The following is a 26109-nucleotide window of genomic DNA, read 5'->3' as shown; positions in this document are numbered from 1 at the left end:
CAAGAGGAGAAGACAATGGCCGAGATCAAGGATCCGGAAAACACCATCATTCTGGAAACCACCAAGGGCAAGGTTGTCATTCAGCTTCTGCCGCAGGTTGCCCCCGAGCATGTCGCCCGCATCAAGGAACTCGCCCGCGAGAAGGCCTATGACGGCGTCGTCTTCCACCGCGTCATTCAGGATTTCATGGCCCAGACGGGCGATGTCGAATTCGGCAAGAAGGGTTCGGAAACTTTCAATCCCGGCCGCGCCGGCATGGGCGGCTCTTCGAAGCCGGATCTGAAGGCCGAATTCTCGGCGACGACGCATACGCGCGGCACCTGCTCGATGGCTCGCTCGCAGAACCCGAACTCGGCCAATTCGCAGTTCTTCATCTGCTTCACCGACGCGCCCTGGCTGAACAAGCAGTATTCGGTCTGGGGCCAGGTCATCGAAGGCATGGACAACGTCGACAAGATCAAGCGCGGCGAGCCGGTTTCCGATCCGGACTCGATCGTCTCGATGCGGGTTGCCGCCGACGTCTGATTGTGATTTCTGCTGACACCCGCCCTTGCGTGACTGCGCGAGGGCGGGTTTCGCTTTGAAAGTGCCCTTATGCGCGTAGACCTTTTCGATTTCGATTTGCCCGATGAACGCATCGCGCTGCGGCCCGCCGAGCCGCGCGACAGTGCGCGCCTGCTCGTCGTCGATCCCAATGCGGGAAACAGCCTTTCGGATCACACCGTCAGCGACCTGCCGTCCTTCCTGCGGGCGGGTGATGCACTGGTCTTCAACGATACCAAGGTCATCCCGGCCCAGCTCGAAGGCATCCGTCATCGCGACGGCGCCGGCGGCCAGCAGGTATCGGCAACGCTGCACATGCGCGTCGGCCCCAGCCGCTGGAAGGCGTTTGCCAAGCCCGGCAAACGCATCAAGCAGGGTGATCGCATCGCCTTCGGCCATTCCGGCGAAAGCTGCTTTCTCGGCTCGCTCGATGCCACCGTCGAGGAAAAGGGCGAGGCCGGCGAGGTGACGCTGCTGTTCGATCTTTCCGGCCCGGCGCTCGACGAGGCGATCGCCGCCGTCGGCCATATTCCGCTGCCGCCCTATATCGCCGCCAAGCGCCGCGAGGACGAGCGCGACCGCGCGGATTACCAGACGATCTATGCCCGTGAGGAGGGCGCCGTTGCCGCGCCGACCGCCGGCTTGCATTTTACGCCTGCGCTGTTCGAGGCGCTCGACAAGGCGGGCATTGAACGCCATTTCGTCACATTGCATGTCGGCGCCGGCACCTTCCTGCCCGTGAAGGCCGACGATACCGACGACCACCGCATGCATCTGGAAAGCGGCTATGTCAGCGCCGAAGTCGCTGCCCGGCTGAACGCCGTCAAGGCAAAGGGCGGGCGCATCGTCTGCGTCGGCACCACCTCGTTGCGGCTGATCGAGAGTGCAGTGGGGGAAAGCGGAGAGATCAAGCCTTGGGCCGGCGCCACGGGCATCTTCATCACGCCCGGCTACCGCTTCAAGGCGGTCGACATTCTGATGACCAATTTCCACCTGCCACGCTCGACGCTGTTCATGCTGGTGTCGGCGTTTTCAGGCTTCGAGGCCATGCAAGCGGCCTATAGACACGCCATTTCGACAGGCTACCGCTTCTACTCTTACGGCGACGCGAGCCTTCTTTTCCGGAAAGCCAAATGACAGAGAACTTCCAATTCACGCTTGACAAGACCGATGCCGGCGCCCGCCTCGGCAAAGTCTCGATGCCGCGCGGCGAGATCCGCACCCCGGCCTTCATGCCGGTCGGCACCGTCGGCACTGTCAAGGCCATGTATCTCGATCAGGTGCGCGAAACCGGCGCCGACATCATCCTCGGCAATACCTATCACCTGATGCTGCGCCCGACCGCCGAGCGCGTCGCCCGCCTCGGCGGCCTGCACAAGCTGATCCGCTGGGAGCACCCGATCCTGACGGATTCCGGCGGCTTCCAGGTCATGTCGCTGTCCGGCCTGCGCAAGCTCGACGAGCAGGGCGTTACCTTCAAGTCGCATGTCGACGGCAGCCTGCACCATATGTCGCCGGAACGCTCCATCGAAATCCAAGGCCTGCTCGGCTCCGATATCCAGATGCAGCTCGACGAATGCGTGGCGCTGCCGGCCGAGCCGAGGGAGATCGAGCGCGCCATGGAAATGTCGCTGCGCTGGGCCGAGCGCTGCCGGGTCGCCTTCGGCGAGCAGCCCGGCAAGGCGATGTTCGGCATTGTCCAGGGCGGCGATATCCCGGCGCTGCGCATCCGTTCGGCGCAGGCGCTGAGCCAGCTCGACCTCAAGGGTTATGCCATCGGCGGGCTTGCCGTCGGCGAGCCGCAGGACGTCATGCTGCAGATGCTGGAAACGACGCTGCCGGTGCTGCCTCTGGAAAAGCCGCGCTACCTCATGGGTGTGGGCACGCCGGATGATATCCTGAAATCGGTCGCCCGCGGCATCGACATGTTCGACTGCGTCATGCCGACCCGCTCCGGTCGCCACGGCCTGGCCTTTACCCGCCGCGGCAAGGTCAACATCCGCAACGCCCGCCATGCCGAGGATATGCGCCCGCTCGACGAACAGTCGAACTGCCCGGCCGCGCGCGATTATTCGCGTGCCTATCTGCACCATCTCGTCCGCTCCAACGAAGCGCTCGGCGGCATGCTGCTCTCCTGGAACAATCTCGCCTATTACCAGGAACTGATGGAAGGCATCCGCAAGGCCATCGCCGAAGGCCGCTTCGCCGATTTCATGGCGGAAACGCAGGAGGAATGGGCGAGGGGCGATCTCCAACCGGTTTGACCAATCAAACAAGGTTTGATCGATCCAGCGAGGTGTTTGATCAGATCGGGATCAGATGCCCTTGCTGTCCGCATCCGGCATGATCTGCACGCCGTTGATCCGGTAGCTGCCATCCGGCTGGCGGGTGATCTGGTAGATCGCCGTCCAGTCCTTGCCGTCGCGGCCCGAGATCAGCACCTCGTGATAGATCAGCGCACCGTTGTCGATCGAGCGGCTGCGGCCGAAGGCGTAGTTGCCGGGATGATAAACCGGTTCGTAGCTCTTCTTCACCATGGCGAAGAACAGGTTCTTGTCGGGATACATCGCCTTGATGCCGGGGGCGGCGAAGGAGTAGGCGGTCTCGGCGTCGTCCTTGAGGAAGGCCTTGATCTGTTCCTCGATCATCGTTCGCGTCGTGTCGATCGGATCTTCGGCACGGGCCGAGAGAGGAGAGAAGGCGGACGCGGCACACAGAATGAGAACTGCGAGAAAGGCGCGCATGGATTGATCTCCGGCTCCGTCGGGAGCGAGCCCCGATAGAGCGGAAGTGTAAGCGAATTTCAGCGCAAGAAAAGCAGACTTTACGACCAGCGGCGGAAGAGGGCGCTGGCATTCACCCCACCGAAGCCGAAACCGTTGGTGATGGCATAATCCATGGTGAGCGGCCGCGCCGCCTTGCCGACGATATCGATGCCGTCGGCGGCCGGATCGGCCTCATCCAAGTTGCGGGTCGGCGGCGCGATCTGGTCGCGCAGCGCCAGGATGGTGAAGATCGCCTCCAGCCCGCCGGCCGCCCCGAGCAGATGGCCGGTCGCCGATTTCGTCGCGCTGACGGCAATGCCGCCATTGCGGCCGAAGACCGTGCCGATCGCCGCGATCTCGCCCCTGTCGCCGACCGGTGTCGAGGTTGCATGGGCGTTCAGGTGCCGAACCTCGGAGGCGGGAATCTCAGCCTGCCGAAGCGCTGCCTCCATCGCCCGGCGCGCACCGTCGCCGTCTTCGGGGCCTGAGGTCATATGATAGGCATCCGCCGCCGTACCGTAGCCGACGAGCTCGGCAAGCGGCATGGCGCCACGGGCAAGCGCGTGTTCGAGTGTTTCGATGACCAGAATGCCGGCGCCTTCGCCCATGACGAAGCCGTCACGTGCCGTGTCGAAGGGCCGCGAGGCAAGCTCCGGCGTCTCGTTGAAACCGGTGGACAGGGCGCGCGCAGCCGCAAAGCCGCCAAGGCTCACCTTGTCGATGCAGGCCTCGGCGCCGCCGCAGATCGCCACATCGGCTTCGCCGGAGCGGATCAGCCGCGCCGCATCGCCGATCGCCTGGACGCTGGCCGCACAGGCCGTCACCGGCGCACCGAGCGGCCCCTTGAAGCCGTAGCGGATACTGACCTGGCCGGCGGCGAGATTGACGAGGAAGGAAGGCACGGTGAAGGGCGACAGCCGCCGCACGCCGCGGGCCTCGCCGATCCGCACCGCTTCGGCGATAGCCGGAAAGCCGCCGACCCCTGAGGCGATGATCGTCGCGGTGCGCTCGCGCTCGCCCTCGTCGGTCGGCATCCAGCCGGCCTGTCTGACCGCTTCCTCCGTCGCCGCCATGGCGAACTGGATGAAGCGGTCCATCTTCTTCTGGTCCTTGGGCGGGATGTAACGGTCGGGATCGAAGCCGGCTTGCGCATCTTCACCAATACCGGGAACGATGCCGCCGACCTTGGCCGAGAGCTCGCCGACGACATCGTCCGTCAGCAGCGTCAGACCGGAAGCGCCATCGAGGAGACGTTTCCAAGCTGGCTCGACGCCGGTGCCGAGTGGCGAGACAAGTCCCATACCGGTGATAACAATGTGGTCCATTCTATTCTCCTTTTAGGCGTCGATGCCGAGATACCAGGCGCGCATGCGGGCGATCCGCTCGTGCACCTCGTCGTCGGCTGCAGGGCCTGCCAGCAGGCTGGTATTTTCGGGTGTCACTTCTTCGCCGGTCCGCGCGTCCACAAGCATTGTCTCGCGCTCTTTGCCCGAAGCGGCATCGCCCAAGAGGAAGGCGAGATCCTCTTCCGGAATATGCCGGCTTCCCCAGGAAAACAGCGTCATCAGCACCGGAAAGAAATCGCGGCCCTTTTCCGTCAGCACATATTCGTAGCGGGCAGGGCGCTGATGGTAGAGACGCCGTTCGAACAGCCCTTCATCCGTCAGATGTTTCAACCGCCGCGTCAGGATATTCGGCGCCACGCCGAGGCTCTTCTGAAAATCGTCGAAGCGCGACAGTCCCTGAAAGGCGTCGCGCAGGATCAGGATGCTCCACCAGTCGCCGACGCTGTCGAGGGCGCGCGCCGCCGGGCATTTGAATTGACTGAAGCTTGTTCGCTGCATGGCTGATGTCACTATACCAGTAACTATCATCATGCAAGTTACTATCGGGACTCGCCCTCGAAAATCCGAGCAAGGACGATGCCGGTGACCAACATGCCGGCGGCGACGAAGATCGTATCACCACGCGTGCCGATATAGAGCGGCCCGATATTGGCAAACAGTAGGAAGGCGATGAGGAAGTTCGCCCAGCCCCAGACGACATTGGCTGTCGGCGAGCCGAGCTTTGCCCGCGGCGCAAAAGGGATGCGGAACGGCCGGCCGCTGACGCCGTTGACGAAATGCGGGATGCCGTTCGTCAGAAAGGCTGCGGCGATGAAATGGGCGATATAGGCGATCCAGGGCAAAGGCTTCTCCGCTGCTGCTCGAGTGGCATCAACGGAAGAATGTGGCGGATATCTGCGGCGGCAAGAGGGGCGCGGGAACGCAGCTGGTGGAAGCGGCCGGAACGGCCGCTATCCCGATCAGAGAAGCTGGAAATCGCTGAAGTGAAGTGCGGGAGACTTGTCGAGATCGGCGACATGGACTGCGCTGCCCGCGGCACTTCCATCCGCGTCAAAGGAGAGAGTGCCGCTGGTCTGATCGTAGATCAGCCTATCATCGGCCTCGAGCGCTTTCGTTCCCAGAACGAAATTCTCATCCGAAAATTTGGATAGGCTGAGTGCGGCGAAAATCGTATGGTCGAACAACAGCTTGTCGCCCGCAGCCGAAGAGAAATCCCGGATCTTGTCGACGCTGAGATTGTCGGGATTCACGTCGAAGACGAAGGAATCTGCGCCGCCGCCGCCGGTCAGAATGTCCGCACCGGCTTTCCCGATCAGCTTGTCGTTGCCGAGCCCGCCGGTCAGCTGGTCGGCGCCTTTGCCGCCGTTGATCGTGTTGCTTCCGTCGTTGCCTGTGAGAACGTTGGCGGTGTTGTTGCCCGTAGCGCTGAGATTGGCCGTTCCGGTCAAGGTCAGATTCTCGATCGTTCCGGCTGTGCGCGTTTGATCGGCCAGGCTGAAGGAGGTCGCAGCCTTGACGCTGTCCCTGCCGGATGCCCCCGTTTCATCGGCAAAATCGCCCGCATTATCGATCACATAGGTATCGTTGCCGGCATGCCCCGCCATGCGGTCGGCGCCGGTGCTGCCGTCAAGAATATTATTGCCGGAATTGCCGACGAGAACATTGGTCAGCGCATTTCCCGTGCCGTTGATATTGGCGGCGCCGGTCAGTGTGAGATTCTCGATGTTTCCGATCGCATGCGCCGTATCCTTGAGGCTGAAGCTGATCGACGACATGACGGTGTCCGTCCCGCCGCCCTTGCTTTCGTCGACGATTTGCGTGGGGCTGGTTACGGTGAATGTGTCGTTGCCCGCACCGCCATAGACATGCCCGGTTGCCGGCGGCGTGCCACCGCTGCCTGCGACCTCGATGATAACGGGATGGTCGACGACATCAACCGTCAGGGACGAGACATTGCTGAGGCTTTTGATCGCCGTCGACCCGGTCAAGGGATCGAAGACCTTAACAGAACCGAACGCGGTCCCGAGATTGACTTTGACGCCTGTCGTAGCGGCCTGAATCGCCGTGTCGGTGGATTGGTTCCAGATATCGGGCTCGTTCCAGATGATGATCTGGTAGCTTCCGTCCGATTTTTCCGTAAGCAGGCTGCGAGCCGAGGATGGCAAGCCGTCGATCGAATAGTTGAGGGTTCCGGCGCTGAAGTTTGCCTTCTGAGCGCCGTCGTCCGCAAGGATTCCGGTCAGGTTGTGGATCGCTGTCGCCGCCGGCTTGGCCGAATAGTCGAGGCGAAAAAGGCCGAAATGCTTTTCCTGATTGGTGCCCTGCGGATCGGAATAGGCGTCGAGCAGCTCGTAGAGGAAGGTTTGTTTCGATCCGAGTGCCGCGCCGTCCATCAGCGTATTGAGCAGGAGCTTTGCCTGCGTCGCTTCGCTGACGCCTTCCCAGCCGCCATTGGTGTCGGCAGTCAGCGAGGTATGGTAACCGGTCTCGGTGATCGCCAGCGGCTTGCCCGGATCGGCAGCGCGCTGAACGCCGGATTCTCGGGAGAGCCATGAATATGGCTGGTCGCCATCTTTCGCATAGGTATGGATGGTCGTGTAGTCGGAAGCGGAAGCAACCGTGTATCCGGTGAAGCCGAGGACCGGGATATCCTTCAGCAAGGGATCGGCGTTGACGGCGGCAGACAGGTCCTTCTGATAGGCGAGTGCTGCGGCCTGGCCGCTCAGTCCGTGATAGCTGACGGGCCAGTTGTTGACTTCGTTCGGGCCTTCAATGCCGACGACCGAGCCGGGATGGGTTTCAACGAAAGCATGCAGCCGCTGGGCCACGGTGGCGGGGTCGACCTCCCGCTGGGCGCTGAAGACGAATTGCACACCGGCTTCGGCAGCATCGCCGAGATGGGTTTGTCCGTTGGGGTCGGAAGCGGAGTTGGGGGCGTGATCGCGAACCGTATCGAGGCCAAGATAATCGAGAGCCTTAACGACTTCTCCGACATTGGAATATTTTCCGTCGGTGTAGTCGATATGCGTATCAATGCCAAAAGAACGAATAATATCATTTATTCTAACGGCTTGAGCCATAAGTTTTTCTCCCGGTTTACGAGGGAATTGGCGATGGGAATAGATCCCCATTTGCTCTGGCCAATTCGATTTAATACACGAGGATGGCTGCGCAGTGCGCCCCGTTAACCATGATATATTGTTCCGAATGTGGTCTGTTTCGGGCCGCATTAATTATAAAATCTGTGCTTGCATTTTTGCGATCGGCCGGCCGATCATGCCCGGGTGAGGCGCCTCCGCATCGAAGGCAGGCGGCCTGATCGGCGCGCCGGCCGTCGGCGTGCAGGACCGGATAAGCGGCGGCGATGACGCTGTTGTCGGCCGGAACGCCGATGTTTTTCATGGGCGAGGAAATCGGCGCCCAGAAACCGTATCGCTACAATGATTTCCTGGAGAATCGGGAGAATATTCTCGGCGAAGCTGATGGTAACGGGGCAGGGATGATCAGCTGTTATCGCGATCTCATCGCTCTCAGCGTCGGAGAGGCAGCCATTCGCTCCCGCAACATCGCCGTCCCGTTGGTTCACGACGAAAATCGGATCATCGCCTTTCATCGATGGAACGACGGCGAGGATTTCCTCGTCGTGGGATCATTGAACGATGCTCCGTTCGATCACGGCTACTGGCTGCACAGCGAACGCCTGGGGAATGGCCTTTGGCAGGAGATCTTCAATACCGACGTCCGCAAATATGGCGGCTGGAACATCGGCAATCGCGGCGAAAAGATCAAAGCCACGGCCGGAGCGCTCAATGTCGTCTTGCCTGCGTCAGGCGTGCTGGTCTTTCGCAGGCAGTAGCGGCAGGGGTCAGGCGAAGCCAAGCGGCAGCTTGTCCAGTTTCCTGTCGGCGCCGTAATCGCGCTCATGCGGCGAGCGGCGGCGGCCGTCGCTACGGCTGGAAAGGTCGATCCGGTTTTCGGCAAAGATCCCATCGGGCCAGGTGCCGGTATCATGGGAATCGGCGTCGATCTTCGGGGCAAGGATTTTCAGCAGCATAGGGGTTCCTCCGCGGCGCACCATCAACATTCGGAAAGGCCGCTTGGTTCCATTTGTAAACCCTGAATTATTAATAAATTAACCATAATCACAGGGCGAAAACCCGTTGAAATGACTGGCCCATGGAACTCCTGATCCTGATTGCCGTTGATCCGGCATGAACCACAGGAGGTTTCCATGCAGCTGATCGATACGCGGGTGACACAGGCGGGCGACTTCTTCACCGTCGAATTCCTAGGCGAGGGAGAAGAATCGATTTCCGTCAAAATCGATAATTCCCATGGCGAGCTCGACGGCGCGACGGCGCTCGACCGCGCCAAGGTGATGATGGTTCAACTGACTGCCTTTTCCGGCCGGGAGGCGGACGGCAGCATCAACCGTTACGATGCCTTGAGCAACGGCAATTTCGACGAAGGCAGCAAGGGTTTGCTCGGCCAGCCGAGCGCGCGTTCGGCCCATGACCGCGAAACGCTGGAGGAGGAGCTGAACGAAGGTCTTGAGGACAGCTTCCCCGCAAGCGACCCCGTCTCGGCAACGGTGTCGTCCATTCCGGCCAACACGCCACGGCATTGATTTCGCCGCGGTCTCTATTCCAAATGCAGGCGAAAGCTGCCCCGGTTGCCGCGGGCGGCTTTTTCTTGCATGACAGATTGATGTCAAAACTGAGAAACAGCTGAAAACCACGGATGTCTGATTGACATGGGAGCCTTCTAGAGAAGGCCCGGGAAGGGAGCGTCCATGACGCGCTTCCAAGTCTCGGAGACGCGCACCCCATGAAAATGATTCAGGCATGAAAATCATTCAGATTACCGACACGCATTTCAGCCCGAACAAGCCGCATTTCAACGGCAACTGGGCGCCGCTTCTGAGCTGGATCGAAGAGACCGGCGCCGATCTGATCGTCCATACCGGTGATCTCACCGTCGACGGCGCCGACAAGGACGAAGATATCACCTTCTCGATGGATCTGATGCGGCAGGTGTCGATCCCGATGCTGATCGTCCCCGGCAATCACGATGTCGGTCACTTCAGGGAAACCGACCAGCCCGTCAATGCCGAGCGGCTGGCCCGCTGGCGCAGCCTTGCCGGTGACGATCGCTGGCTGGAGGATGCGGCCGGCTGGCGCTTCATTGGCTTGAATTCGCTGCTTCTCGGCCATGAGGATGACGAGGAAGAGGCCCAGTTCGAATGGCTCGCCAAGGCGTTCGAAGACAGGGCAGGGCGGCGCGTGGCGCTCTTCGCGCATAAGCCGCTGTTCGTCGATGCGCCCGATGAAGGCGATACCGGCTACTGGAGCGTTCGCCCGGCGCAGCGCCGGCGGCTTTATGATCTGATATCGGCCCATGACGTGGCGCTTTTTGCCAGCGGCCACCTTCATTGGGCCTGGCAAGGTCGTTTCGACAATACGCAGCTGACCTGGGGCCCATCGGCTGCCTTCATCATCGACAAGATGGAGCGTGAGATGCCGGGCGAGCGCCTGATCGGCGCCGTCGTTCACGAGTTCGATCGATCGGTCGAAAGCGAGATCGTCGCCGTTCCCGGCATGACCGCTTATGTGCTCGACGATGTCGTGCTCGAGGTCTATCCCCAGGCGGTCAAGCCGCGCGAGCCTGTCGAATGAGCGCGCTCTCGCTTCGCGGCATCACCAAGGCCTTCGGCGGCAACCAGATCCTCGATGGCGTCAGCCTGGATGTCGGGGCCGGTGAATTCATCGCGCTGGTCGGTCCTTCCGGCTGCGGCAAGAGCACGCTGCTGCGCGTCCTTGCCGGCCTCGACCATGTCGACCAAGGCGAGATCCTGATCGGCGAGCGGGATATGTCCGGTGTGGCAGCCGCCGACCGCAACATCGCCATGGTATTTCAGTCCTACGCGCTCTATCCGCATCTGACGGCGTCGCAGAATGTCGCCGTGCCGCTGGCAATGCGCCGACTGTCGAGGATGCAGCGGCTGCCCTTTCTGGGATCGCTGATGCCGGGCCAGCGCGCCATCCGCGCGGCGATCGCCCGCGACGTCAGGGAAATGGCGACATCGCTGAAGATCGACCACCTGCTCGACCGCAAGCCCGGCCAGATGTCGGGCGGCCAGCGTCAGCGTGTGGCGCTGGCCCGCGCCATGGTGCGCCAGCCGAGCATCTTCCTGATGGACGAGCCGCTGTCCAACCTCGACGCCAACCTGCGTGTCCACGCCCGCGGCGAGATCGTCGACCTGCATCGCCGCGCCGGCGTGCCGACGCTCTATGTCACCCATGACCAGGCGGAAGCGCTGTCGATGGCGGACCGCGTCGCCGTGATGCTGGGCGGAAAGTTGCTGCAGATCGCCAGCCCTGAGATCATCTACGACGATCCGGCCCATATCGAAGTCGCCCGCTTCATCGGTCAGCCGCGCATCAACCTGCTGCCGGCCTTTGCCGAAGGCGGCGTCATCCTCTGCGGCGGCCTGCGGCTGACGCTTGAAAATGCGCCAGACAGGAAGATGCCGGTCACGCTCGCCATTCGTCCCGAATTCGTCTTTCTCGCCAAGAGCCGGCATGACGGCCTTGCCGCCCGGATCGAACGCGTCGAATTCCTGGGGTCCGAAGTCATCCTCTATTGCCGGCTCGAGGCGATCGGCGAGACCATCGTCGCCAAGGTTCAGCCGTCCGAAGCTGCAGGCCTTGCGGCCGGTGATGCCGTCGGGCTTCGATTGTCGCCCGGGCGCACGCTGATCTTTGCCGAGGACGGCCGCCGGCTGGCGGGCTTCGTCGCCGGCAGTGATGCCGGGCTCAGCGCTGCTGCTGATGCCGGACTTGCTGGCAATGCCGATTCCCAGCGGGAGATGGCGCATGGCTAGCGTCGCCTCAATGGCCATCCCGGGCAATTCCGCCATTGCCCATCGCCGCAGCGAGGCCCGCATCGCCTGGATGCTGGTGCTGCCGGCGATGATCCTGCTGTTCCTTTTCGTGCTGCTGCCGGTCGCATCTGTCGTCGTGCTCGGCTTTACCGACTTCGAACTCGGCTACGGCAAGTTCCGTTTCGTCGGCTTCGAGAATTACGCGCACCTGATCACCGACCGCACATTTCGCAAGTCGCTGTGGAATACGACGGTCTATACGGCGATCGTCGCACCCGTCTCGATCCTTCTAGGCCTCGGCATCGCCATGCTGATCGAGAGCGAGACGGCGGCGCGCAGCTTCTTCCGCACCGCCTATTTCCTGCCGGTCGCCTCGCTGATCGTCGCCATGGCGACCGTCTGGCAATATATGTTCCACCCGACAATCGGCCCGCTCAACGCGCTGCTTGCCCTTGTCGGCCTTCCCGGCCCGAACTGGCTCGGCAGCTCCGGCACGGTGCTTTACAGCCTGTCGATCATCGGTGTCTGGCAATCGGCCGGCTTCAACATGGTGCTGTTCCTGGCCGGCCTGACGGCGATCCCGCGCGAGCTTTACGCAGCCGCCGAAGTGGACGGCGCCAGATCTTCTCTCGACCGCTTCCTGCTGGTGACCTGGCCGATGCTCGGGCCGACGACGCTCTTCGTCATCACCATCAGCATCACCAATGCCGTCAAGGTCTTCGAGACGGTCAAGACGCTGACGGACGGCGGCCCGAACAAGGCGTCGGAAGTGCTGCTCTTTACCATCTACCAGGAAGGTTTCGTCTATCTGCGCGTCGGTTATGCCTCGGCGATGACGGTGGTCTTCCTGCTGATCCTGGTGGTGCTGATGTTCCTGCAGTACCGCGTTCTTGATCGCCGGGTGCATTACACATGATGGCCAGCGCTTTTTCCCTCGGCAGGATCATCCGTCTCACCTTGCTTTCCTTAGGCGCGATCATCTTCCTGGCGCCTTACATCTTCATGATCTCAACGGCAGGTAAGGCCCAAAGCGACATCTTCACCTCGTCGCTGTCGTTGATCCCGGCGCACTTCACCTATGTCGAGAACTTCGCCAAGGCCTTGAGCCGGGTGCCGATGGCGCGGCTGCTGTGGAACGGCGTCGTCGTCTGCGGGCTGATCTTCTTCTTCCAGGTGCTGGTGGCAATCCCCTGCGCCTACGCCATGGCGAAGCTGCGCTTCGGCGCAGCCCGCGCCATGATGGTGCTGGTCATGCTCGGCCTGCTGGTGCCGATCCATGCGACGGCGCTGCCGCTCTATGTCGCCTTCGACAGCGCCTCGCTGCTCAACAGCTATGCCGCCCTGGTCGCGCCCTTCACCATTTCGGTCTTTGCGATCTTCATGTTCCTGCAGTTCTTCCGCGCCATGCCGGATGATCTCATCCATGCCGCCCGTCTCGACGGCATGTCGGAGCTCGGCATCGTCGCCCGCGTCATCGTGCCGAATGCCTGGCCAGCGGTCACCGCCTTCGCCATCTTCTCGGTCGTCGCCCATTGGAACGATCTCTACTGGCCGCTGATCGTCATCAGCAAGCAGGACTACGCCACGCCGCCGCTCGGCCTGATGTATTTCCGCGCCGCCGAAGCCGGCGACGACTACGGCGCGCTGATGGCGGCGACCCTCATCATTACCCTTCCCCTCGTCGCTGCCTTCCTGCTTGCGCAGAAGCGTTTCGTCGAGGGCATCACCATGACCGGTCTCAAAGGCTGACCGGCTTCAACCAGGAGAACGAGCGATGAAACCTATCACCCAGCTTCTCGCCGCAGCAGCCGTATCCTTGGCAATCGCGCTTCCCGCGCATGCCGAGACGACGCTGACGGTTCATTACCCGATGCCGGGCTTCTTCAAGGACGTGATGGACACGATCTCGAAGAAGTTCATGGCAGAAAACCCCGACATCAAGATCCAGTTCGCGAGCCCCTCGGCAACTTATGAAGAGGGCATCCAGACGATCCTTCGCCAGGTCGGCACCAGCGAAATGCCCGATGTCACCTTCATCGGCCTCAATCGTCTGCGCATGCTCGACGAGCGCGACGTCGCCGTCGACCTCGGCCCGCTCGTCAAGAAAGACGGCAACATGGCCGAGCAGGGCTTCTCCGACACGATCCTCAAGCTCGCCCAGGTTAAGGGCAAGCAGGTGGGCTTGGCTTTCGCCACCTCCAACCCGATCATGTACTACAATGCCGATCTCGTGAAAGCGGCCGGTGGCGATCCCGACAATCCCCCGAAGACCTGGGATGAGGTCATCGCGCTCGGCGGCAAGATCAAGGCGCTTGGCAACGGCGTCGACGGTATCGATTTCCGCTGGCAGGGCGACGATTGGATGTTTTCGGCCCTGCTCTTCGGCGCCGGCGGCAAGATGCTGAGCGACGATGAAAGCAAGGTTGCCTTCAACGGTCCGGAAGGCCAGAAGGCCGTCGAAGTCCTGCATCGCCTGGTTAGCGAAGGCGGCATGCCTGTCTTCACCAAGCCCGCCGGCGAACAGGCTTTCGCAGCCGGCAAGGTCGGTTTCGAATTCCAGACGACGGGCGCGCTGCGCAACACCATCAAGAATGTCGGCAGCAAGTTCGATCTGCGCACCGCAAAAATCCCGCTGATCGATCCGGTCAACGGCCGCCTTCCCACGGGCGGCAACGCCGTCGTCATCCTGACGCATGACGCCGCCAAGCAGGATGCCGCCTGGAAGTTCGCAAAATTCGCCGCGGGCCCTTACGGCGCCTCCGTCGTCGTGCCCGGCACCGGTTATGTCCCGAACAACGAACTGGCTGCAAAGTCGGCCGATTATCTCGGCGATTTTTACCAGCAGAACCCGCTGTTCCAGGCAGGCCTCAGCCAGATGCCGGTGATGATCCCCTGGTATGCCTTTCCCGGCTCGAACGGCGTCAAGGTCACACAGACGATCGTCGACAACCTCTCGCGCATCGTCGACCAGTCGGCCGAGCCGAAGGAAGCGCTCGACGACGCAGCCGCTGACGTCGAAGGCATGCTGCCGCGCAGCTGATCATTCTTCTCGAGGCATAGGGCAGGGGCCGCCACGCCGAACGCGTGGCGGCCCCTCCTATTTCGCAAGCTTCAGATGGCGCGCACCGTGCCGCCGCGGCGCAGCGTATAGGCGACATCAAGATGGCGGGCAGGGGCGGCGTTCTCCGCCATGTCGAGGAGCAGCGAGGCGGCCGTCGCCCCCATGCTGGCATCCGGCATTTCGATTGTTGTCAGCGGCGGGTCGATCAGCCGGCCGATGGTGATGCCATCGAAACCGGCGACCGAAACATCGCTCGGTACCGAAAGCCCCTCGCGCTTCAGCGCGCCGATGACGCCGAGCGCCAGAAGATCGTTGGAGGCGATGATCGCCGTCGGCGCAAGCGCTGACATCGCGGCGCTGAGATCGAGTTGGTCATAGCCGCCGACGAAGGGGATCTGCAGGGCATCGAGCGGTGTCAGCCCGTTCTCGGCCATCGCGTCGAGATAACCCTGGTAGCGAAGCCGCGCCCGGTCGGAGGCGGCAAAATTGCCGGAGAGAAACAGAATGCGGCAATGGCCGAGGCCAATCAGAAAGGTCGCGATCTCCCGGCCGGCGCCGCGATTGTCGGCGGTGACGGCCGCCGGAAACTGTGCCGTCGGCAGGTTGTGGAGCAGCACGGTCGGCGGGAGCCTGGCCAGCAGCGCCTCGCTGGTCGATGGATCGCAGACGGTCAGGATCAGCCCGGTCGGCCGGTCGTTGAGGAGGGCCGCGACGGCATCGGCTTCCCGCGCCGGATCGTAATTCGACTGGGCGATCAAAACACCATGGCCGGCCACCAGCATGCGGTTCTGGATGCTCGACAGCGACGAGGCAAAGACCGGATTGGTGATGCTCGGGATCAGTACGCCGACCACCGGCCTGCGTCCGAGCCGGCCGACGGAATGGCCGGCCGGGCGATAGCCGAGTTCGGCGGCGGCGCGGCGTACCTTGCGCACCATCAGGTCGCTGGCCGGCCCGTTGCGGTTGAGAACGCGGCTTGCGGTCGCCAGCGAACATCCGGCCCGGAACGCGACCTGCTGCAATGTCGCCATCGAAAGCGCCTCGCATGAATCAAATTCGGTGCGACGCGCTTTAGAGGGTTTCGATGACATTGTTCTGACACCTGAGTCCGACAATTGGGGAGGCGGCTTCGGCTTCTTCCTCGTTCACACACATGGAAGTTGAAGCGAAATGCAACCCGTGGAATAGTCGGATCACCATATCCACCCCCTTCATGCGCATCGCCCGGACGAGAATGCCTCACAAACACATGGAATGCTCCGCCGCCTGGTGGTTTCTCACTGCGATTTCCCTTCTCGCAAACTTCACCTCGCCGGCCTATGCGGACACCCTGTCCACGCCCTGGCCGCAGACTCAAAGCGATCTTAAAGCCGACTCCAACGTCCATTTCGGCACGCTCGCCAACGGTATGCGGTTTGCGATTATGCGCAATGCCACGCCGCCCGGACAGGCGGCGATCCGTTTTCGCATTGGCTCCGGTTCACTTGAGGAAAACGACAACCAGCAGGGTCTGGCGCATGTTCTCGAGCACATGGCCTTCAAGGGGTCGACGCATGTCGCCGAAGGCGAGATGATCCGTATCCTACAGCGCAAGGGCCTGGCCTTCGGACCTGATACCAACGCCCATACCTCTTATGACGAAACTGTCTACGCACTCGATCTGCCCGAGGTCGATGCCGACACGGTTTCGACCGGCTTGATGCTGATGCGAGAGACGGCGGGCGAGTTGACGCTTGATGGCGGCGCGCTTGATCGCGAACGCGGCGTCATCCTGTCGGAAGAGCGGCTGCGCGATACGCCGCAGTATCGCGCCGGGCTCGGCATCATGAATTCGCTGCTCGCCGGCCGGCGCGCGACCATGCGCCCGCCGATCGGCAAGGCCGATATCATCAGCAATGCGCCGGTGGACCTCGTCCGTGATTATTACCGGGCCAATTACCGCCCCGACCGGGCAACGCTGGTGGTGGTGGGCGATATCGACCCGGCCGCGATGGAACGCGAAATCCGGCAGCGCTTCGGCGACTGGAAGGCCGTGGGTCCGGCGCGGGCACAACCGGATCTCGGCACGCTGGAGACCAAAGGCGAAAGCGCCGACGTCCTCGTCGTTCCCGGCGGCGTGACCAACATACAGATCGCCTGGACGCGTCCCTATGACGCCGCGCCCGATATGTTCGCCAAACGCCGCACCCAGCTTGTCGAAGATCTCGGCCTTATGGTGCTCAAACGCCGGGTGAGCGCCCTTGCCAGCAAGGCGGATGCGCCTTTCATCAGCGCGGGCGTCGGCTCCCAGGATCTTCTCGATTCCGCGCATGTCATCCTGATCGCGGCGAATTCCGAGCCGGACAAATGGCGGGCGGCGCTGACGGCCATTGACCAGGAACAGCGTCGTATTCAAAAGTTCGGCGTTGCGCAGGCTGAGATCGATCGCGAAATCCTCGAATATCGCTCGGCCCTCCAGGCGGCCGCGGCCGGAGCCGCGACGCGCACAACCACCGACATCGCCTCCAATCTGGCGAGCAGCGTCGATGACAATCAGGTTTTCACTTCGCCTGCCGAAGACCTCTCGCTGTTCGAAACGATAACCAACGGCGTCACCGCGGCCGAGGTCAATCAGGCCCTGCAACATGCTTTCTCCGGCAACGGTCCGCAGCTCGTGCTGCAGACCGCCCAATCGCCGCAGGGCGGAGCCGAGACGGTTCGGCAAGTCTATGATGCTTCGAAAGCCATTGCCGTTTCGGCCCCATCCAGTGCAGCCGACGTCGCTTGGTCCTACACCCATTTCGGCGAGCCGGGCGCTGTGGTCGAACGCCGCGCCGTCGACGATCTTGGCTTGACCATGGTGCGCTTTTCCAACGGGGTGCGGTTGACCGTCAAGCCGACCAAGCTGCGCGCCAACGAAGTGCTGGTGCGCGAAGATATCGGCCGTGGCCGGCTGGATTTACCGCATGACCGTCCCGTCCCGATCTGGGCATCTCCCGCCGTCGCACTGTCCGGCGTGAATGCCATGGATCACCAGGATATACAGAAAGCGCTGACAGCCAACATCGTCGGCATCGACTTCTCGGTCGGCGACAGCTCCTTCAAATTCGACGGCCGTACACGAACGGAAGATCTTGCGACGCAATTGCAGCTGATGACCGCCTATACCTCCGATCCCGCCTACCGCCCCGAGGCGTTCAAGCGTGTGCAGCAGGCCTATTTGAGCGGTATCGATCAGTATCAGGCGACCCCCGGCGGCGTTGTCGGCCGTGATCTCGGCGGTCTCGTGCATTCCGGCGATCCGCGATGGACCTTCCCGGATCGGGCCCAGTTGTCCGCCGCCAAGCCGGAAGATTTCGAGGCGTTGTTCCGGCCTGCGGTTTCCAGCGGCCCGATCGATATTACCATCGTCGGCGACGTAACGGTGGACGACGCAATCCGGCTGACAGCTGAAACCTTCGGCGCTTTGCCGCCGCGTCCGGAGACGGCGCCGAGCAATGATCGGGGCAATGTGCGGTTTCCCGCGAACAACAAGCCCGTTGTGCGGACCCATAGCGGCAGGGCGGATAGTGCCGCCGCCACCATCGGGGCTCCCATCGGCGATTTGCTCTCCGATCTGCCGCGATCCTTCACCGCCAATGTTGCCGTCCAGATTTTCCAAAACAGGCTGATCGACCGGTTTCGGATTGCAGAAGGAGCAAGCTACGCCCTGGAGGGTGACGTTAACCTGTCAAGGGAGCTCCCCGGCTTTGGCTACGCCTATTTCTACGTCGAGACGGACCCGGCAAAGATCGCGCGCTTCTACGCCCTTGTCGACGAGATCGCCGATGATCTCAGGTCGCATGACGTCTCCCCGGACGAGCTCGCCCGCGCCCGCGAACCGATCATCGAGACACTGAAGCATCAGCGGCAAGGCAACGAATATTGGATTGAATATCTGCGCGGCGCTCAGACGGATTCGCGCCGTCTAGACCGGATACGCGACAATCTCAGCGGTTACGACAAGGTCACGGCCGAGGATATCCGCGCGTTTGCCGCGACCTATTTCGGCCCGGAAAAATTCTGGAAGTTCGAAGTGTTGCCGGCGGCGGTCCGATAGTCGGCAGGGCTGCGTTGCGACGAGGGGCAGGGCGGCACCGGGCAAGCCTTGGTCAGGCCTGCGGTCTCCGAGCGATCAGCAATGCCGCCAATAGACAGCTGAGCAGGCCGAGGGAAGACGGCAGCCCCTGATGCCCGATCAGTTGCATCGCCAGTCCTGTCGCGGGCGAGCCGACGATGCCGCCGATGCCCCAGACGAAGGCGAAGGCGGCGTTGCCGGCGATCAGGACTTGACCGGTGAAACGCTCGCCGAGCTGGATCAGCGAAAGGGTGTAGATCCCGAAGGAGACCCCGCCCCAGATGAAAACCAGCGGCCAGATGAGCCACGAACTGAAGACCAGTGGCAAGAGCAGGCAGCCGGCGAGGCAAGTGAGCGTCGGCAGCGCGCGCGCCGCCGATGTAGATGCGGCACTGCACTATGGCAGCCGCTTCGTGACCGCTCGCGAGGTTCACGCTGAGGGCGCAGAGGCGGCTCTCCGGCATATTCCGGAAGGCGCCCGGGTCGTCGTCACCCTCGATTGCGACAGCATCGATCCCGCCATCTTGCCTGCTGCGGCGGCGCGGACTCCTGGCGGCCTCACCTACACTGAGGTGATCGACCTGATCGCCGGTCTCGGCAGGCGGGCGAGGATTGCGGGATTTGACCTTGTCGAATTCTATCCTCCCGCCGACATCGAAGGCCTGTCGGCCCTGACCGCGGCGCGCCTTCTCGTCAATGCGATCGGCGCCATCGTCCGGCAGGATTGAAACCTGCTTCCTCTGGCAGTTGGTGCTTTTCCGATTCTAGAGCGGTTCAGCTTTTCATGGAACCAGGAAACCGCTCTAAGCTATTGTTTTTACGTAATTCAGGACGGAAAATCGCTTCGCACTTTCCTGGAATTGTTCTAGGCCACCTTGCCCAGGCGAGGCTCCGTCCCAGCCAGCAGCCGCCGAATGTTGGTGCGATGGCGCACAATCACGTAAATGCCGCCGGCGATCACCAGCAGCCTATAGGGCAGCGGCTGCTCCAAGCCAAAGACGAGAGCGATGGCCGTCAACGCCGCCAGCATCGAACTCAGGGAAACAATCCGGGCGGCCGCCAGCGCAAGGCCAAAAACCGTCACGGCACCCAAACCGACGGGCCACGACATCGCCAGCAACACACCGAGCCCCGTCGCAACGGATTTGCCACCTGTAAAATTCAACCAGACCGAACGGCCATGCCCCAGCATCACGGCAAGCCCTGTCAGGCAAACAGCCCAAGGCGCCAAGCTTTGCAGATCAAGCGCCGCCGGTGGCGTGGCTGATGAGGCCGTCGTGAGCCAGGGATAAAACCAGCGGGCAAAGACGACGGCTCCCACGCCTTTCAGCACATCGACCAGCAGCACCGCCAAGGCAGGCCATTTGCCGAGCGTTCGCAACACGTTCGTCGCTCCGGTGGAATGGGAACCATGCTCCCGGATATCGATGCCCTTGAGCAGTTTACCCGCCAGATAGCCCGTCGGTATGGAGCCAAGGAGATAAGCGATCGCCAATCCCACCGCACCCGCTATCCAGAACACCATGGAAGTCACCTCGACGCTCTCTTTCTCAGGGCGTTATCAATGGTCGTTATCTGTGGAATACACCGCTTGCGTCCTTAGTTCCATCCAAGCTTTAAAGTCTCTAGGATACGCAGCATGGGACTACGCTTTGCCTTTGGTCCGTTCGTGCTTGATCGGGCTGCGGGAACGCTTCTTCGGGACGACGATCCCGTTGCCGTTGGCCACCGCGGGCTAGAGCTGCTTGCAGCACTCGTCGGGCGGCCCGGCGAAATCCTCGGCAAGGCCGAACTGATGGATGCAGCGTGGCCGGGCAGGGCGGTCGAGGAAGGCAACCTCACCGTCCAGATCGCTCGGCTGCGCAAGCTGCTCGGTCCGGCCGCCGGCGGCGGTGAATGGATCTCCACGGTGCCGCGCGTCGGCTACCGCTTCACAGAGGCCATAAATCAGCTGGGCGCGAAGCGAACAGCTTTGCCGCTGCCCGACAAACCATCGATATCGGTGTTGCCCTTCGTCAATATCAGCAACGATCCCGAGCAGGACGCCTTCGCGGATGGGCTGACCCAAGACCTCATTACCGACCTCTCCAGGATGCCGGGCCTGTTCGTCATCGCCCGCAATTCGGCCTTCGCCTACAAGGGGAAGGCGATTGATGTGCGCGGGATCGCCGAGGAGCTCGGCGTGCGCTATCTGCTGGAGGGGAGCGCAAGACGCGCCGCGGGACGAGTGCGCATCAACGCCCAGCTGGTCGACGCGGTGAGCGGCGCGCATCATGGGCAGAACGCTTCGACCGCAGCCTGGAGGATATCTTTGCCGTCCAGGACGAAGTCACCGGCAAGATCGTCGAGGCGCTGCTCGGCCGGCTGCGTTCACCGCCGCCGCGCAATCGGCCGAGCAGCATCGAGGCTTACGATCTCTGCGTGCGGGCGCGCAAGCTGATGGATGACGCCCCGCAGTCGGCACAGGAAGCGGTGTTGACGCGCGCCATTTCCCTCGACCCTGACTATGCCGAGGCCCATCGCTGGCTGGCCATGAACCATTGGATGGGATGGGTCCATAGCGGCGGACCGACGGAATCCAGCCGTAGCCTCGCTTTGCAACTGGCACGCAGGGCTGTCGCGCTCGATCCCGAAGATGCCGGCAGTCGCTGGATCCTGGCCTATCTGCTTGCCTATGAGCGCTGCTTCACCGAGGCGGATGCGGAATTTGCCAAGGCGATCGATCTCGACCCGAACGAGGCCGACACCTTTGCAGCCCTATCCGACATCGCGGTCCTGGCGGGGCGGGTCGGGGAGGGCCTCGAACACATTGCCAAGGCCTTCCGGCTGAATCCGTTTCCGGCAAGCTGGTATTATCTGACGCTCGGCCAGGCGCAATATGCCGCCGGTGAGTACGAAGCCGCCGTCAAGACCTTGCGCCGGGACGAGACCTATCGGACGAGCTCCCGCCGTTTCCTGGCAGCAAGCCTTGCTCAACTCGGCCGGCTCGACGAGGCGCGCGGGGAGGCCGAACTCTTCCTCGTCGCCAACCCGCAATTTTCAACCCGGCACTGGGCGGCGACCGAACCCTTCCGCGATGCCGTGACGCTTGCGCATTTCGTCGAGGGTTACCGTAAGGCCGGCCTTCCCTGACGCCCCATCTCATCGAGCCGAGGAATGATCACAACAAATCATCCGCTTCAAACAGCCATATTCGACGCTGCCGACATCACTTCTCGAGGCGCTGGGCCGCCGAACATATGGCGGCCGCCATCCTCGACTTCGGTGAAGCACCAGCGCACGACACCATCGCGATCGAGCAGGAATTCGCCGACAAGCTGGCCGTGGCCGGTAGCAATCATCTGCGTGTCGTCCTCGGTGAATTCATAACCATCCGCCTTGTCCAGATAGTCCACCGCCGCCATCACATCCATCGGCTCGGGGAGCTCACCCGGCATGTCGATACGCATCGAGGTTACCGTGCTCATGCTGAGCTTGTGCGGCCAGTCATTCTCGTCTTCCGTGAACTGGACATTCGGTAAGCCGAAGGCCCTGTGCGATATCCGTTCCGGGTCGGAGGCCGCCAGCAGATTGGGAAGCGGATGGTAGCGGAAATAGAGGCGGGCGCGCTCGATCGGCGTGTTGACGACGGTAAGGCTGTCGATGCCTTTCTCCTGCAATGCATCGGTGAGTTCGGCCATGGCGGCGATCTGCCGGCGGCAGAAGGGGCAATGCAGTCCGCGGAACAAGCCGACAAGCACCGGCTTCTGGCCGCGAAAATCGTCGATGGCGATCTTGCCCTGGCGGGTGATCGCATCCAGCACCACGTTCGGCGCGCGGTCTCCAGGCTGCAACGGTCTTTCCGAGTGGTTCTCCTGCATGTTTAGTTCCTCCCTTTATGCGTTTGAATCGATTTGATTAATCGATCTTCGGCAATCCTCAAGACGAGGACGCTCAGTCGAGAAACGGCAAGACGACAAGTGTGCCTGGATCGAGGTTGTGGCGCATGCACACATCCTGTGCCAGCGTGAAATACCGTTCCGCCTCGTCCATGTCGTCATGTTCGAGGCTCAGTGTCGCCAAGCCATCATAACACGGAAAGAGCAGTTGCGGCTCGTCAATTTCCTTTGCAACCTCAAGGGCTTCCTCGTAATACTTACGGGCTAGCTTCGGCTGCCCGTGGCATTGATGAATCTGCCCGAGGACGATCAGCGGTACGGAGAGATGGTCGCGCTGATCGAGCGCCCGGTCGATTTCGACGGCCTTCTCCGCTGCCGGCACGCCCTCGGCGGCGCAGCGATCGGTGAAGGTACAGCAGGAAACCGCAAGATTGGCGAGAAGCCGCGCCTGAAAGCCGAGATCACCGATACGGGTCGCAACCTCCAGCCCGCGCCGGCAGATCTTGATGGCGCGGGCCGGATCGACGATCGTGTAGAGAACGCCGAGATTGGAATAGGCGCGACAGGCGGCGCTTTGCAGATCGGCCTTTTCGGCAACCGAGAGGCTGTGCTCCACCTCAAGCACGGCATCGCGGCGGCGACCGAGCCGTGCAAGAGCGGCACCCTTGGTATTCAGTGCTTCCGCCATGGCGCGCGCCGCCTCCCGTCCGGCCTCGGTCGTTCCGTCGATCGGTAACGTTTGCAGGCATTGCAGCGCCTGCGTCGCCCACTCGGCGGCGGCAGCCTGATCGCCCATGCGGAAGGCCAGATGGCCGCGCTCCTGCAGGAGATGCGCATGTTCGACCGGCGCATCGATCGCCGCGATCATCACCTCGGCCGCGGCGCAATGTGTCTCCGCCTGGTCGCGGCGCCCTGCATCGAGGTGCAAGCGGCCGATCTTACGCAATATCCTCGCTGCGGCGATCCGGTCGTCTCTGGCGCGATGGATCGCAAGCGCCTGCTGGTAGTGGTTCAAGGCATCGTCGCGGCGGCCGGCAGGAGCGCAGAGATCGGCAAGACGCTCCAGCAGCGCCAATTGCTCCGCTGTCGCTTCCGGCTCGTTTGCGAAGGCCCCAAGGGCCTGACGGTAGAGGCGCATGGCATCGTCATTGGCGTAGGTCTTGCGCGCCAGATCGCCCGCCGCCATCAGATAGCTGGCGCCCTTGGCCTTTTCGGCGGTCAGGCTGAAATGATGGCCGAGCTGGGCCAGATGCTCGGGCCGCTCGGGCGTCAGGCCATATTGGCGCTCCAGAACCCGTCCGATCCGAAGATGAAGCTCCATGCGCCGTTGCAGCAGGAGATTATGGTAGACGACATCATGCATCAGCGTCTGACTGAAGCGGTAGCCCGGCGATATCGCGGCATCGGGCCCACGCAATTCCTCTGTGATATTGGCATCGCAGAGATAATCCAGTGCCGCATCGACGGCGGACGGGTCGGCGGCGATGGCGCGGAGCAGGGCGGTATCGAACTTCGGGCCGACCACCGCTGCCTCCTGCGCCAGGCGTCTGATCTCCTGCGGCAGACGATCGACACGGGCAAGCAGCAGGGCTTGCAGGTTGACGGGTATATCGACGTCCGTGTCTTCGGCGGCGAGGTGCCAGCGCTGACCATCATTGTGCAATGTGCCCATGTCGATCAGCGCCCGAAGGATTTCTTCGATGAAAAGCGGATTGCCGCCGGCCCGGTCGAGAATGCGTTTGCGCATCGCGACCGGCAACTTGCCATGAGCCTCGCCGAAAAGGGCGGCAAGCAGCCTCTGCCCATCGGCTGCGGCGAGGGGGCCGAGGCGTTGTACGGTGACGTTGACGCGATGGGAATCCAGCGGGTCGGTCTGCGATGTCGGCCGGTAGATCGCTAGCAGCATCAGCCGGCTGCGCTCCAGCCGATCCATCATGAAGCGAAGCACCTCGAGCGAGGCGGCGTCCGCCCAGTGCAGATCCTCGATGACAAGCAGCAGCGGACTTTGCGCCAGCCGCCGCTCGAAGACGGTGCGGACCGCATAGAAGATCTGCCGCCGCAGCTGCTCCGGCTCGATGTGCCGCAATGCACCATCGGGATCACCGAGGCCGAGGACGTGCTGAAACAGCGGCAAAAGTCCCTCGACGTCCTCCTGGGTCAGATCGAGCGCGCGGAACCCCGTTGCCAGCAGCTGCCGTGTCCGGTCGAGATCATCCCGCTCGCCGATGCCATAAGCGCTGCGCACGACTGCGGCGAGCGTGCCATAGGATTGTTCGCCGAGCGGAGAGCAGGTTGCCTTGCGGATGGCAAGGCCCTGGAAACGGGCAGCCGTGCCGGCGATCGCGACGAATTCGTTGGCGAGCCGCGACTTGCCGATACCGGCTTCGCCGATCAGGCGGACGAGCTGGGCCGCACCGCTGCAGGCGAGATCGAGGCATGTCAGCAGCCGCGACAACTCCGTATCCCGTCCGATCATCGGCGCCTGAAGGCCGAGACTTTCCAGCCCGCGCGCCGTATGCGGCGCTTCCAGCAGCCCTGTCAACCGATGGACGAGGACGTTTCCGCTTTTGCCGCGCAAGGTCTGCGCGCCGAGACTGTCGAAGGCAAAGGCATGGCGGGTGAGGCGATAGGTCAGCGGCCCCACAAGGATATCGTTTTCACCGGCCATGGATTGCAGGCGTTGGGCGGTGTTCACCGTGTCGCCGGTCACAGAATAGGATTTTGTACTGACCGCGCCGAAACCGCCGGTGACAACAGGGCCGCTGTTGATGCCGATATGCAGACGCAGCGGCACGCCGGCGCGTGCGTGCCAGCGCTCGCCGACCTCAGCGGCCCGACGGATCATATCGAGAGCGGCGCCGAGCGCCCGTACCGGATCGTCCTCATGGGCGACCGGTGCGCCGAACAGCGCCAGCAGCGCATCGCCGACGAACTTGTCGACGAAGCCGCCATAGGCCTCGACCGCCTGCGTCATCTCTTCGAACAATTCGTTCTGCAGCACCCGCATCACCTCGGGGTCGATCTGCTCGCTCAGCGTCGTGAAGCCGCAGAGATCGGCAAAGAGCACCGTGACCGGCCGCCGGTCGGCATCGCCCTCCGATTTGGACGGCATCGCCTCGATGCCGGGCTTCGATACGGATTGGACCTTGCCTGCGATCGATGCGCCGCAACGGGGGCAGAAGGCGAAATCGGGCTGGCAAGGATTGCCGCAGGCGGCGCAGGAGACAGGCTGCCTTGTGCCGCATTGCGGACAGAAAGCAAAACCGCTCTGAATATCGAAACCGCAGCCGGCGCACTCCATCGCACGCGTCCCACGAAGGCCCGATCCGTCACGGCGATTTCACCCGTAACCAGCGGACCTTAACAGGGGCAGCATGAACCTGCTGCTTGGGGCCTGCAAGCACTAAACAAAAGCGGCAGAACGACGATCGATAAGAGCACGCATACCGGAGTTGATCGATTGCGCGTGCCGGCGTGAAGGCTCTATCGGTTGGGTTGAGATCTGGACGTTCGCGCATCATGATCGCAATGACGGCA

The 26109-nt window shown here is 62.5% G+C and carries 21 protein-coding genes and 3 pseudogenes; 13 read left to right on the top strand and 11 right to left on the bottom strand.

Features of this window, described 5'->3' with window-relative positions:
• Nucleotides 1-15 precede the first annotated feature (15 nt).
• The 3 genes from CO667_RS18575 to tgt all read left to right on the top strand — a co-directional run bounded on the left by CO667_RS18575 (nucleotide 16) and on the right by tgt (nucleotide 2807).
• The gene (locus CO667_RS18575) at nucleotides 16-525 is read left to right on the top strand and encodes a peptidylprolyl isomerase (RefSeq protein WP_003573154.1); all 510 of its coding nucleotides are present in this window, start codon (nucleotides 16-18) and stop codon (nucleotides 523-525) included.
• A gap of 69 nt (nucleotides 526-594) precedes the next feature.
• Entirely contained in the window at nucleotides 595-1680 is a 1086-nt protein-coding gene (gene queA, locus CO667_RS18570; RefSeq protein ID WP_097619752.1) for a tRNA preQ1(34) S-adenosylmethionine ribosyltransferase-isomerase QueA, read from the top strand.
• Complete coding sequence (tgt, locus tag CO667_RS18565; RefSeq protein ID WP_097619751.1) at nucleotides 1677-2807, top strand: tRNA guanosine(34) transglycosylase Tgt; 1131 nt, start codon at nucleotides 1677-1679, stop codon at nucleotides 2805-2807. The genes queA and tgt overlap by 4 nt, the downstream gene beginning before the upstream one ends.
• 51 nt (nucleotides 2808-2858) lie before the next feature.
• Here the strand turns inward: tgt and CO667_RS18560 are convergent, their stop codons facing one another.
• The 5 genes from CO667_RS18560 to CO667_RS18540 form a co-directional block, all read right to left on the bottom strand.
• Complete coding sequence (locus tag CO667_RS18560) at nucleotides 2859-3287, bottom strand: DUF4864 domain-containing protein (protein WP_097619750.1); 429 nt, start codon at nucleotides 3285-3287, stop codon at nucleotides 2859-2861.
• An 80-nt stretch (nucleotides 3288-3367) separates the two neighbouring features.
• Entirely contained in the window at nucleotides 3368-4633 is a 1266-nt protein-coding gene (gene fabF / locus CO667_RS18555) for a beta-ketoacyl-ACP synthase II (protein WP_097619749.1), read from the bottom strand.
• A gap of 12 nt (nucleotides 4634-4645) precedes the next feature.
• Nucleotides 4646-5152, bottom strand: coding sequence for a helix-turn-helix domain-containing protein (locus tag CO667_RS18550; protein ID WP_097619748.1), 507 nt, complete (start codon nucleotides 5150-5152; stop codon nucleotides 4646-4648).
• Between the two features lie 41 nt (nucleotides 5153-5193).
• Nucleotides 5194-5496, bottom strand: a complete 303-nt coding sequence (locus tag CO667_RS18545; RefSeq protein WP_097619747.1) for a hypothetical protein — start codon at nucleotides 5494-5496, stop codon at nucleotides 5194-5196.
• Nucleotides 5497-5613: 117 nt separating this feature from the next.
• Nucleotides 5614-7734 (bottom strand): calcium-binding protein, encoded by a 2121-nt coding sequence (locus CO667_RS18540; protein WP_097619746.1) that lies wholly within the window; start codon nucleotides 7732-7734, stop codon nucleotides 5614-5616.
• Between the two features lie 275 nt (nucleotides 7735-8009).
• Between CO667_RS18540 and CO667_RS18535 the strand changes: the two are divergent.
• Nucleotides 8010-8510 (top strand): annotated as a pseudogene (locus CO667_RS18535) (alpha amylase C-terminal domain-containing protein); the annotation flags it as partial.
• A gap of 9 nt (nucleotides 8511-8519) precedes the next feature.
• Here CO667_RS18535 and CO667_RS18530 read toward each other — a convergent pair.
• Nucleotides 8520-8708: a hypothetical protein gene (locus CO667_RS18530; RefSeq protein ID WP_097619745.1), complete on the bottom strand. Its 189-nt coding sequence runs from the start codon at nucleotides 8706-8708 to the stop codon at nucleotides 8520-8522.
• 177 nt (nucleotides 8709-8885) lie between these two features.
• Between CO667_RS18530 and CO667_RS18525 the strand changes: the two genes are divergently transcribed.
• From CO667_RS18525 to CO667_RS18500, 6 genes are all read left to right on the top strand, one after another.
• Entirely contained in the window at nucleotides 8886-9281 is a 396-nt protein-coding gene (locus CO667_RS18525; RefSeq protein WP_097619744.1) for a hypothetical protein, read from the top strand.
• A gap of 217 nt (nucleotides 9282-9498) precedes the next feature.
• Nucleotides 9499-10329 (top strand): metallophosphoesterase, encoded by an 831-nt coding sequence (locus tag CO667_RS18520; RefSeq protein WP_097619743.1) that lies wholly within the window; start codon nucleotides 9499-9501, stop codon nucleotides 10327-10329.
• Nucleotides 10326-11537 (top strand): ABC transporter ATP-binding protein, encoded by a 1212-nt coding sequence (locus tag CO667_RS18515; protein ID WP_097619742.1) that lies wholly within the window; start codon nucleotides 10326-10328, stop codon nucleotides 11535-11537. Before CO667_RS18520 ends, CO667_RS18515 begins: the two co-directional genes overlap by 4 nt.
• Nucleotides 11530-12453 (top strand): sugar ABC transporter permease, encoded by a 924-nt coding sequence (locus tag CO667_RS18510; protein WP_097619741.1) that lies wholly within the window; start codon nucleotides 11530-11532, stop codon nucleotides 12451-12453. The genes CO667_RS18515 and CO667_RS18510 overlap by 8 nt, the downstream gene beginning before the upstream one ends.
• Nucleotides 12450-13286, top strand: a complete 837-nt coding sequence (locus tag CO667_RS18505) for a carbohydrate ABC transporter permease (protein ID WP_097619740.1) — start codon at nucleotides 12450-12452, stop codon at nucleotides 13284-13286. Before CO667_RS18510 ends, CO667_RS18505 begins: the two co-directional genes overlap by 4 nt.
• A 25-nt stretch (nucleotides 13287-13311) precedes the next feature.
• A complete protein-coding gene (locus tag CO667_RS18500) occupies nucleotides 13312-14577 on the top strand; it encodes an ABC transporter substrate-binding protein (RefSeq protein ID WP_097619739.1) in 1266 nt (421 codons plus the stop codon).
• A gap of 71 nt (nucleotides 14578-14648) precedes the next feature.
• On the opposite strand, the gene CO667_RS18495 is transcribed toward CO667_RS18500, so the two are convergent.
• Nucleotides 14649-15629: a substrate-binding domain-containing protein gene (locus tag CO667_RS18495; protein WP_097619738.1), complete on the bottom strand. Its 981-nt coding sequence runs from the start codon at nucleotides 15627-15629 to the stop codon at nucleotides 14649-14651.
• Nucleotides 15630-15832: 203 nt separating this feature from the next.
• Between CO667_RS18495 and CO667_RS18490 the strand changes: the two genes are divergently transcribed.
• Entirely contained in the window at nucleotides 15833-18676 is a 2844-nt protein-coding gene (locus CO667_RS18490; RefSeq protein WP_097619833.1) for an insulinase family protein, read from the top strand.
• Between the two features lie 52 nt (nucleotides 18677-18728).
• Here the strand turns inward: CO667_RS18490 and CO667_RS18485 are convergent.
• Nucleotides 18729-19043: pseudogene (locus tag CO667_RS18485) on the bottom strand (MFS transporter); the annotation flags it as partial.
• On the opposite strand from CO667_RS18485, the gene CO667_RS18480 reads away from it, so the two are divergent.
• The gene (locus CO667_RS18480; protein ID WP_245433151.1) at nucleotides 18994-19422 is read left to right on the top strand and encodes an arginase family protein; all 429 of its coding nucleotides are present in this window, start codon (nucleotides 18994-18996) and stop codon (nucleotides 19420-19422) included. The pseudogene CO667_RS18485 and the gene CO667_RS18480 sit on opposite strands and share 50 nt — an antisense overlap.
• Nucleotides 19423-19559: 137 nt before the next feature.
• Here the strand turns inward: CO667_RS18480 and plsY are convergent, their stop codons facing one another.
• Nucleotides 19560-20219 (bottom strand): glycerol-3-phosphate 1-O-acyltransferase PlsY, encoded by a 660-nt coding sequence (gene plsY, locus CO667_RS18475; RefSeq protein ID WP_097619737.1) that lies wholly within the window; start codon nucleotides 20217-20219, stop codon nucleotides 19560-19562.
• Nucleotides 20220-20333: 114 nt separating this feature from the next.
• Between plsY and CO667_RS18470 the strand changes: the two are divergent.
• Nucleotides 20334-21826 (top strand): annotated as a pseudogene (locus tag CO667_RS18470) (winged helix-turn-helix domain-containing tetratricopeptide repeat protein).
• A 47-nt stretch (nucleotides 21827-21873) separates the two neighbouring features.
• Here CO667_RS18470 and CO667_RS18465 read toward each other — a convergent pair.
• Both CO667_RS18465 and CO667_RS18460 read right to left on the bottom strand, forming a co-directional pair.
• Complete coding sequence (locus CO667_RS18465; protein ID WP_097619736.1) at nucleotides 21874-22554, bottom strand: peroxiredoxin-like family protein; 681 nt, start codon at nucleotides 22552-22554, stop codon at nucleotides 21874-21876.
• Between the two features lie 73 nt (nucleotides 22555-22627).
• Nucleotides 22628-25873 (bottom strand): adenylate/guanylate cyclase domain-containing protein, encoded by a 3246-nt coding sequence (locus CO667_RS18460; protein WP_097619735.1) that lies wholly within the window; start codon nucleotides 25871-25873, stop codon nucleotides 22628-22630.
• Nucleotides 25874-26109: the final 236 nt, after the last annotated feature.

The sequence above is a fragment of the Rhizobium sp. L43 genome (assembly GCF_002531725.1).
Classification (GTDB): Bacteria; Pseudomonadota; Alphaproteobacteria; order Rhizobiales; family Rhizobiaceae; genus Rhizobium.
The sequence above is the reverse complement of the archived record's forward strand: the minus strand, read 5'-3'. Positions and strand labels throughout refer to the sequence as shown.

Excerpts from the sequence above, each read along its gene's own strand:
- CO667_RS18575 (WP_003573154.1), top strand. The coding sequence starts at position 16 with ATGGCCGAGATCAAGGATCCGGAAAACACCATCATTCTGGAAACCACC.
- queA (WP_097619752.1), top strand. The coding sequence starts at position 595 with ATGCGCGTAGACCTTTTCGATTTCGATTTGCCCGATGAACGCATCGCG.
- tgt (WP_097619751.1), top strand. The coding sequence starts at position 1,677 with ATGACAGAGAACTTCCAATTCACGCTTGACAAGACCGATGCCGGCGCC.
- CO667_RS18560 (WP_097619750.1), bottom strand. The coding sequence starts at position 3,287 with ATGCGCGCCTTTCTCGCAGTTCTCATTCTGTGTGCCGCGTCCGCCTTC.
- fabF (WP_097619749.1), bottom strand. The coding sequence starts at position 4,633 with ATGGACCACATTGTTATCACCGGTATGGGACTTGTCTCGCCACTCGGC.
- CO667_RS18550 (WP_097619748.1), bottom strand. The coding sequence starts at position 5,152 with ATGCAGCGAACAAGCTTCAGTCAATTCAAATGCCCGGCGGCGCGCGCC.
- CO667_RS18540 (WP_097619746.1), bottom strand. The coding sequence starts at position 7,734 with ATGGCTCAAGCCGTTAGAATAAATGATATTATTCGTTCTTTTGGCATT.
- CO667_RS18530 (WP_097619745.1), bottom strand. The coding sequence starts at position 8,708 with ATGCTGCTGAAAATCCTTGCCCCGAAGATCGACGCCGATTCCCATGAT.
- CO667_RS18525 (WP_097619744.1), top strand. The coding sequence starts at position 8,886 with ATGCAGCTGATCGATACGCGGGTGACACAGGCGGGCGACTTCTTCACC.
- CO667_RS18520 (WP_097619743.1), top strand. The coding sequence starts at position 9,499 with ATGAAAATCATTCAGATTACCGACACGCATTTCAGCCCGAACAAGCCG.
- CO667_RS18515 (WP_097619742.1), top strand. The coding sequence starts at position 10,326 with ATGAGCGCGCTCTCGCTTCGCGGCATCACCAAGGCCTTCGGCGGCAAC.
- CO667_RS18510 (WP_097619741.1), top strand. The coding sequence starts at position 11,530 with ATGGCTAGCGTCGCCTCAATGGCCATCCCGGGCAATTCCGCCATTGCC.
- CO667_RS18505 (WP_097619740.1), top strand. The coding sequence starts at position 12,450 with ATGATGGCCAGCGCTTTTTCCCTCGGCAGGATCATCCGTCTCACCTTG.
- CO667_RS18500 (WP_097619739.1), top strand. The coding sequence starts at position 13,312 with ATGAAACCTATCACCCAGCTTCTCGCCGCAGCAGCCGTATCCTTGGCA.
- CO667_RS18495 (WP_097619738.1), bottom strand. The coding sequence starts at position 15,629 with ATGGCGACATTGCAGCAGGTCGCGTTCCGGGCCGGATGTTCGCTGGCG.
- CO667_RS18490 (WP_097619833.1), top strand. The coding sequence starts at position 15,833 with ATGCCTCACAAACACATGGAATGCTCCGCCGCCTGGTGGTTTCTCACT.
- CO667_RS18480 (WP_245433151.1), top strand. The coding sequence starts at position 18,994 with ATGAGCCACGAACTGAAGACCAGTGGCAAGAGCAGGCAGCCGGCGAGG.
- plsY (WP_097619737.1), bottom strand. The coding sequence starts at position 20,219 with ATGGTGTTCTGGATAGCGGGTGCGGTGGGATTGGCGATCGCTTATCTC.
- CO667_RS18465 (WP_097619736.1), bottom strand. The coding sequence starts at position 22,554 with ATGCAGGAGAACCACTCGGAAAGACCGTTGCAGCCTGGAGACCGCGCG.
- CO667_RS18460 (WP_097619735.1), bottom strand. The coding sequence starts at position 25,873 with ATGGAGTGCGCCGGCTGCGGTTTCGATATTCAGAGCGGTTTTGCTTTC.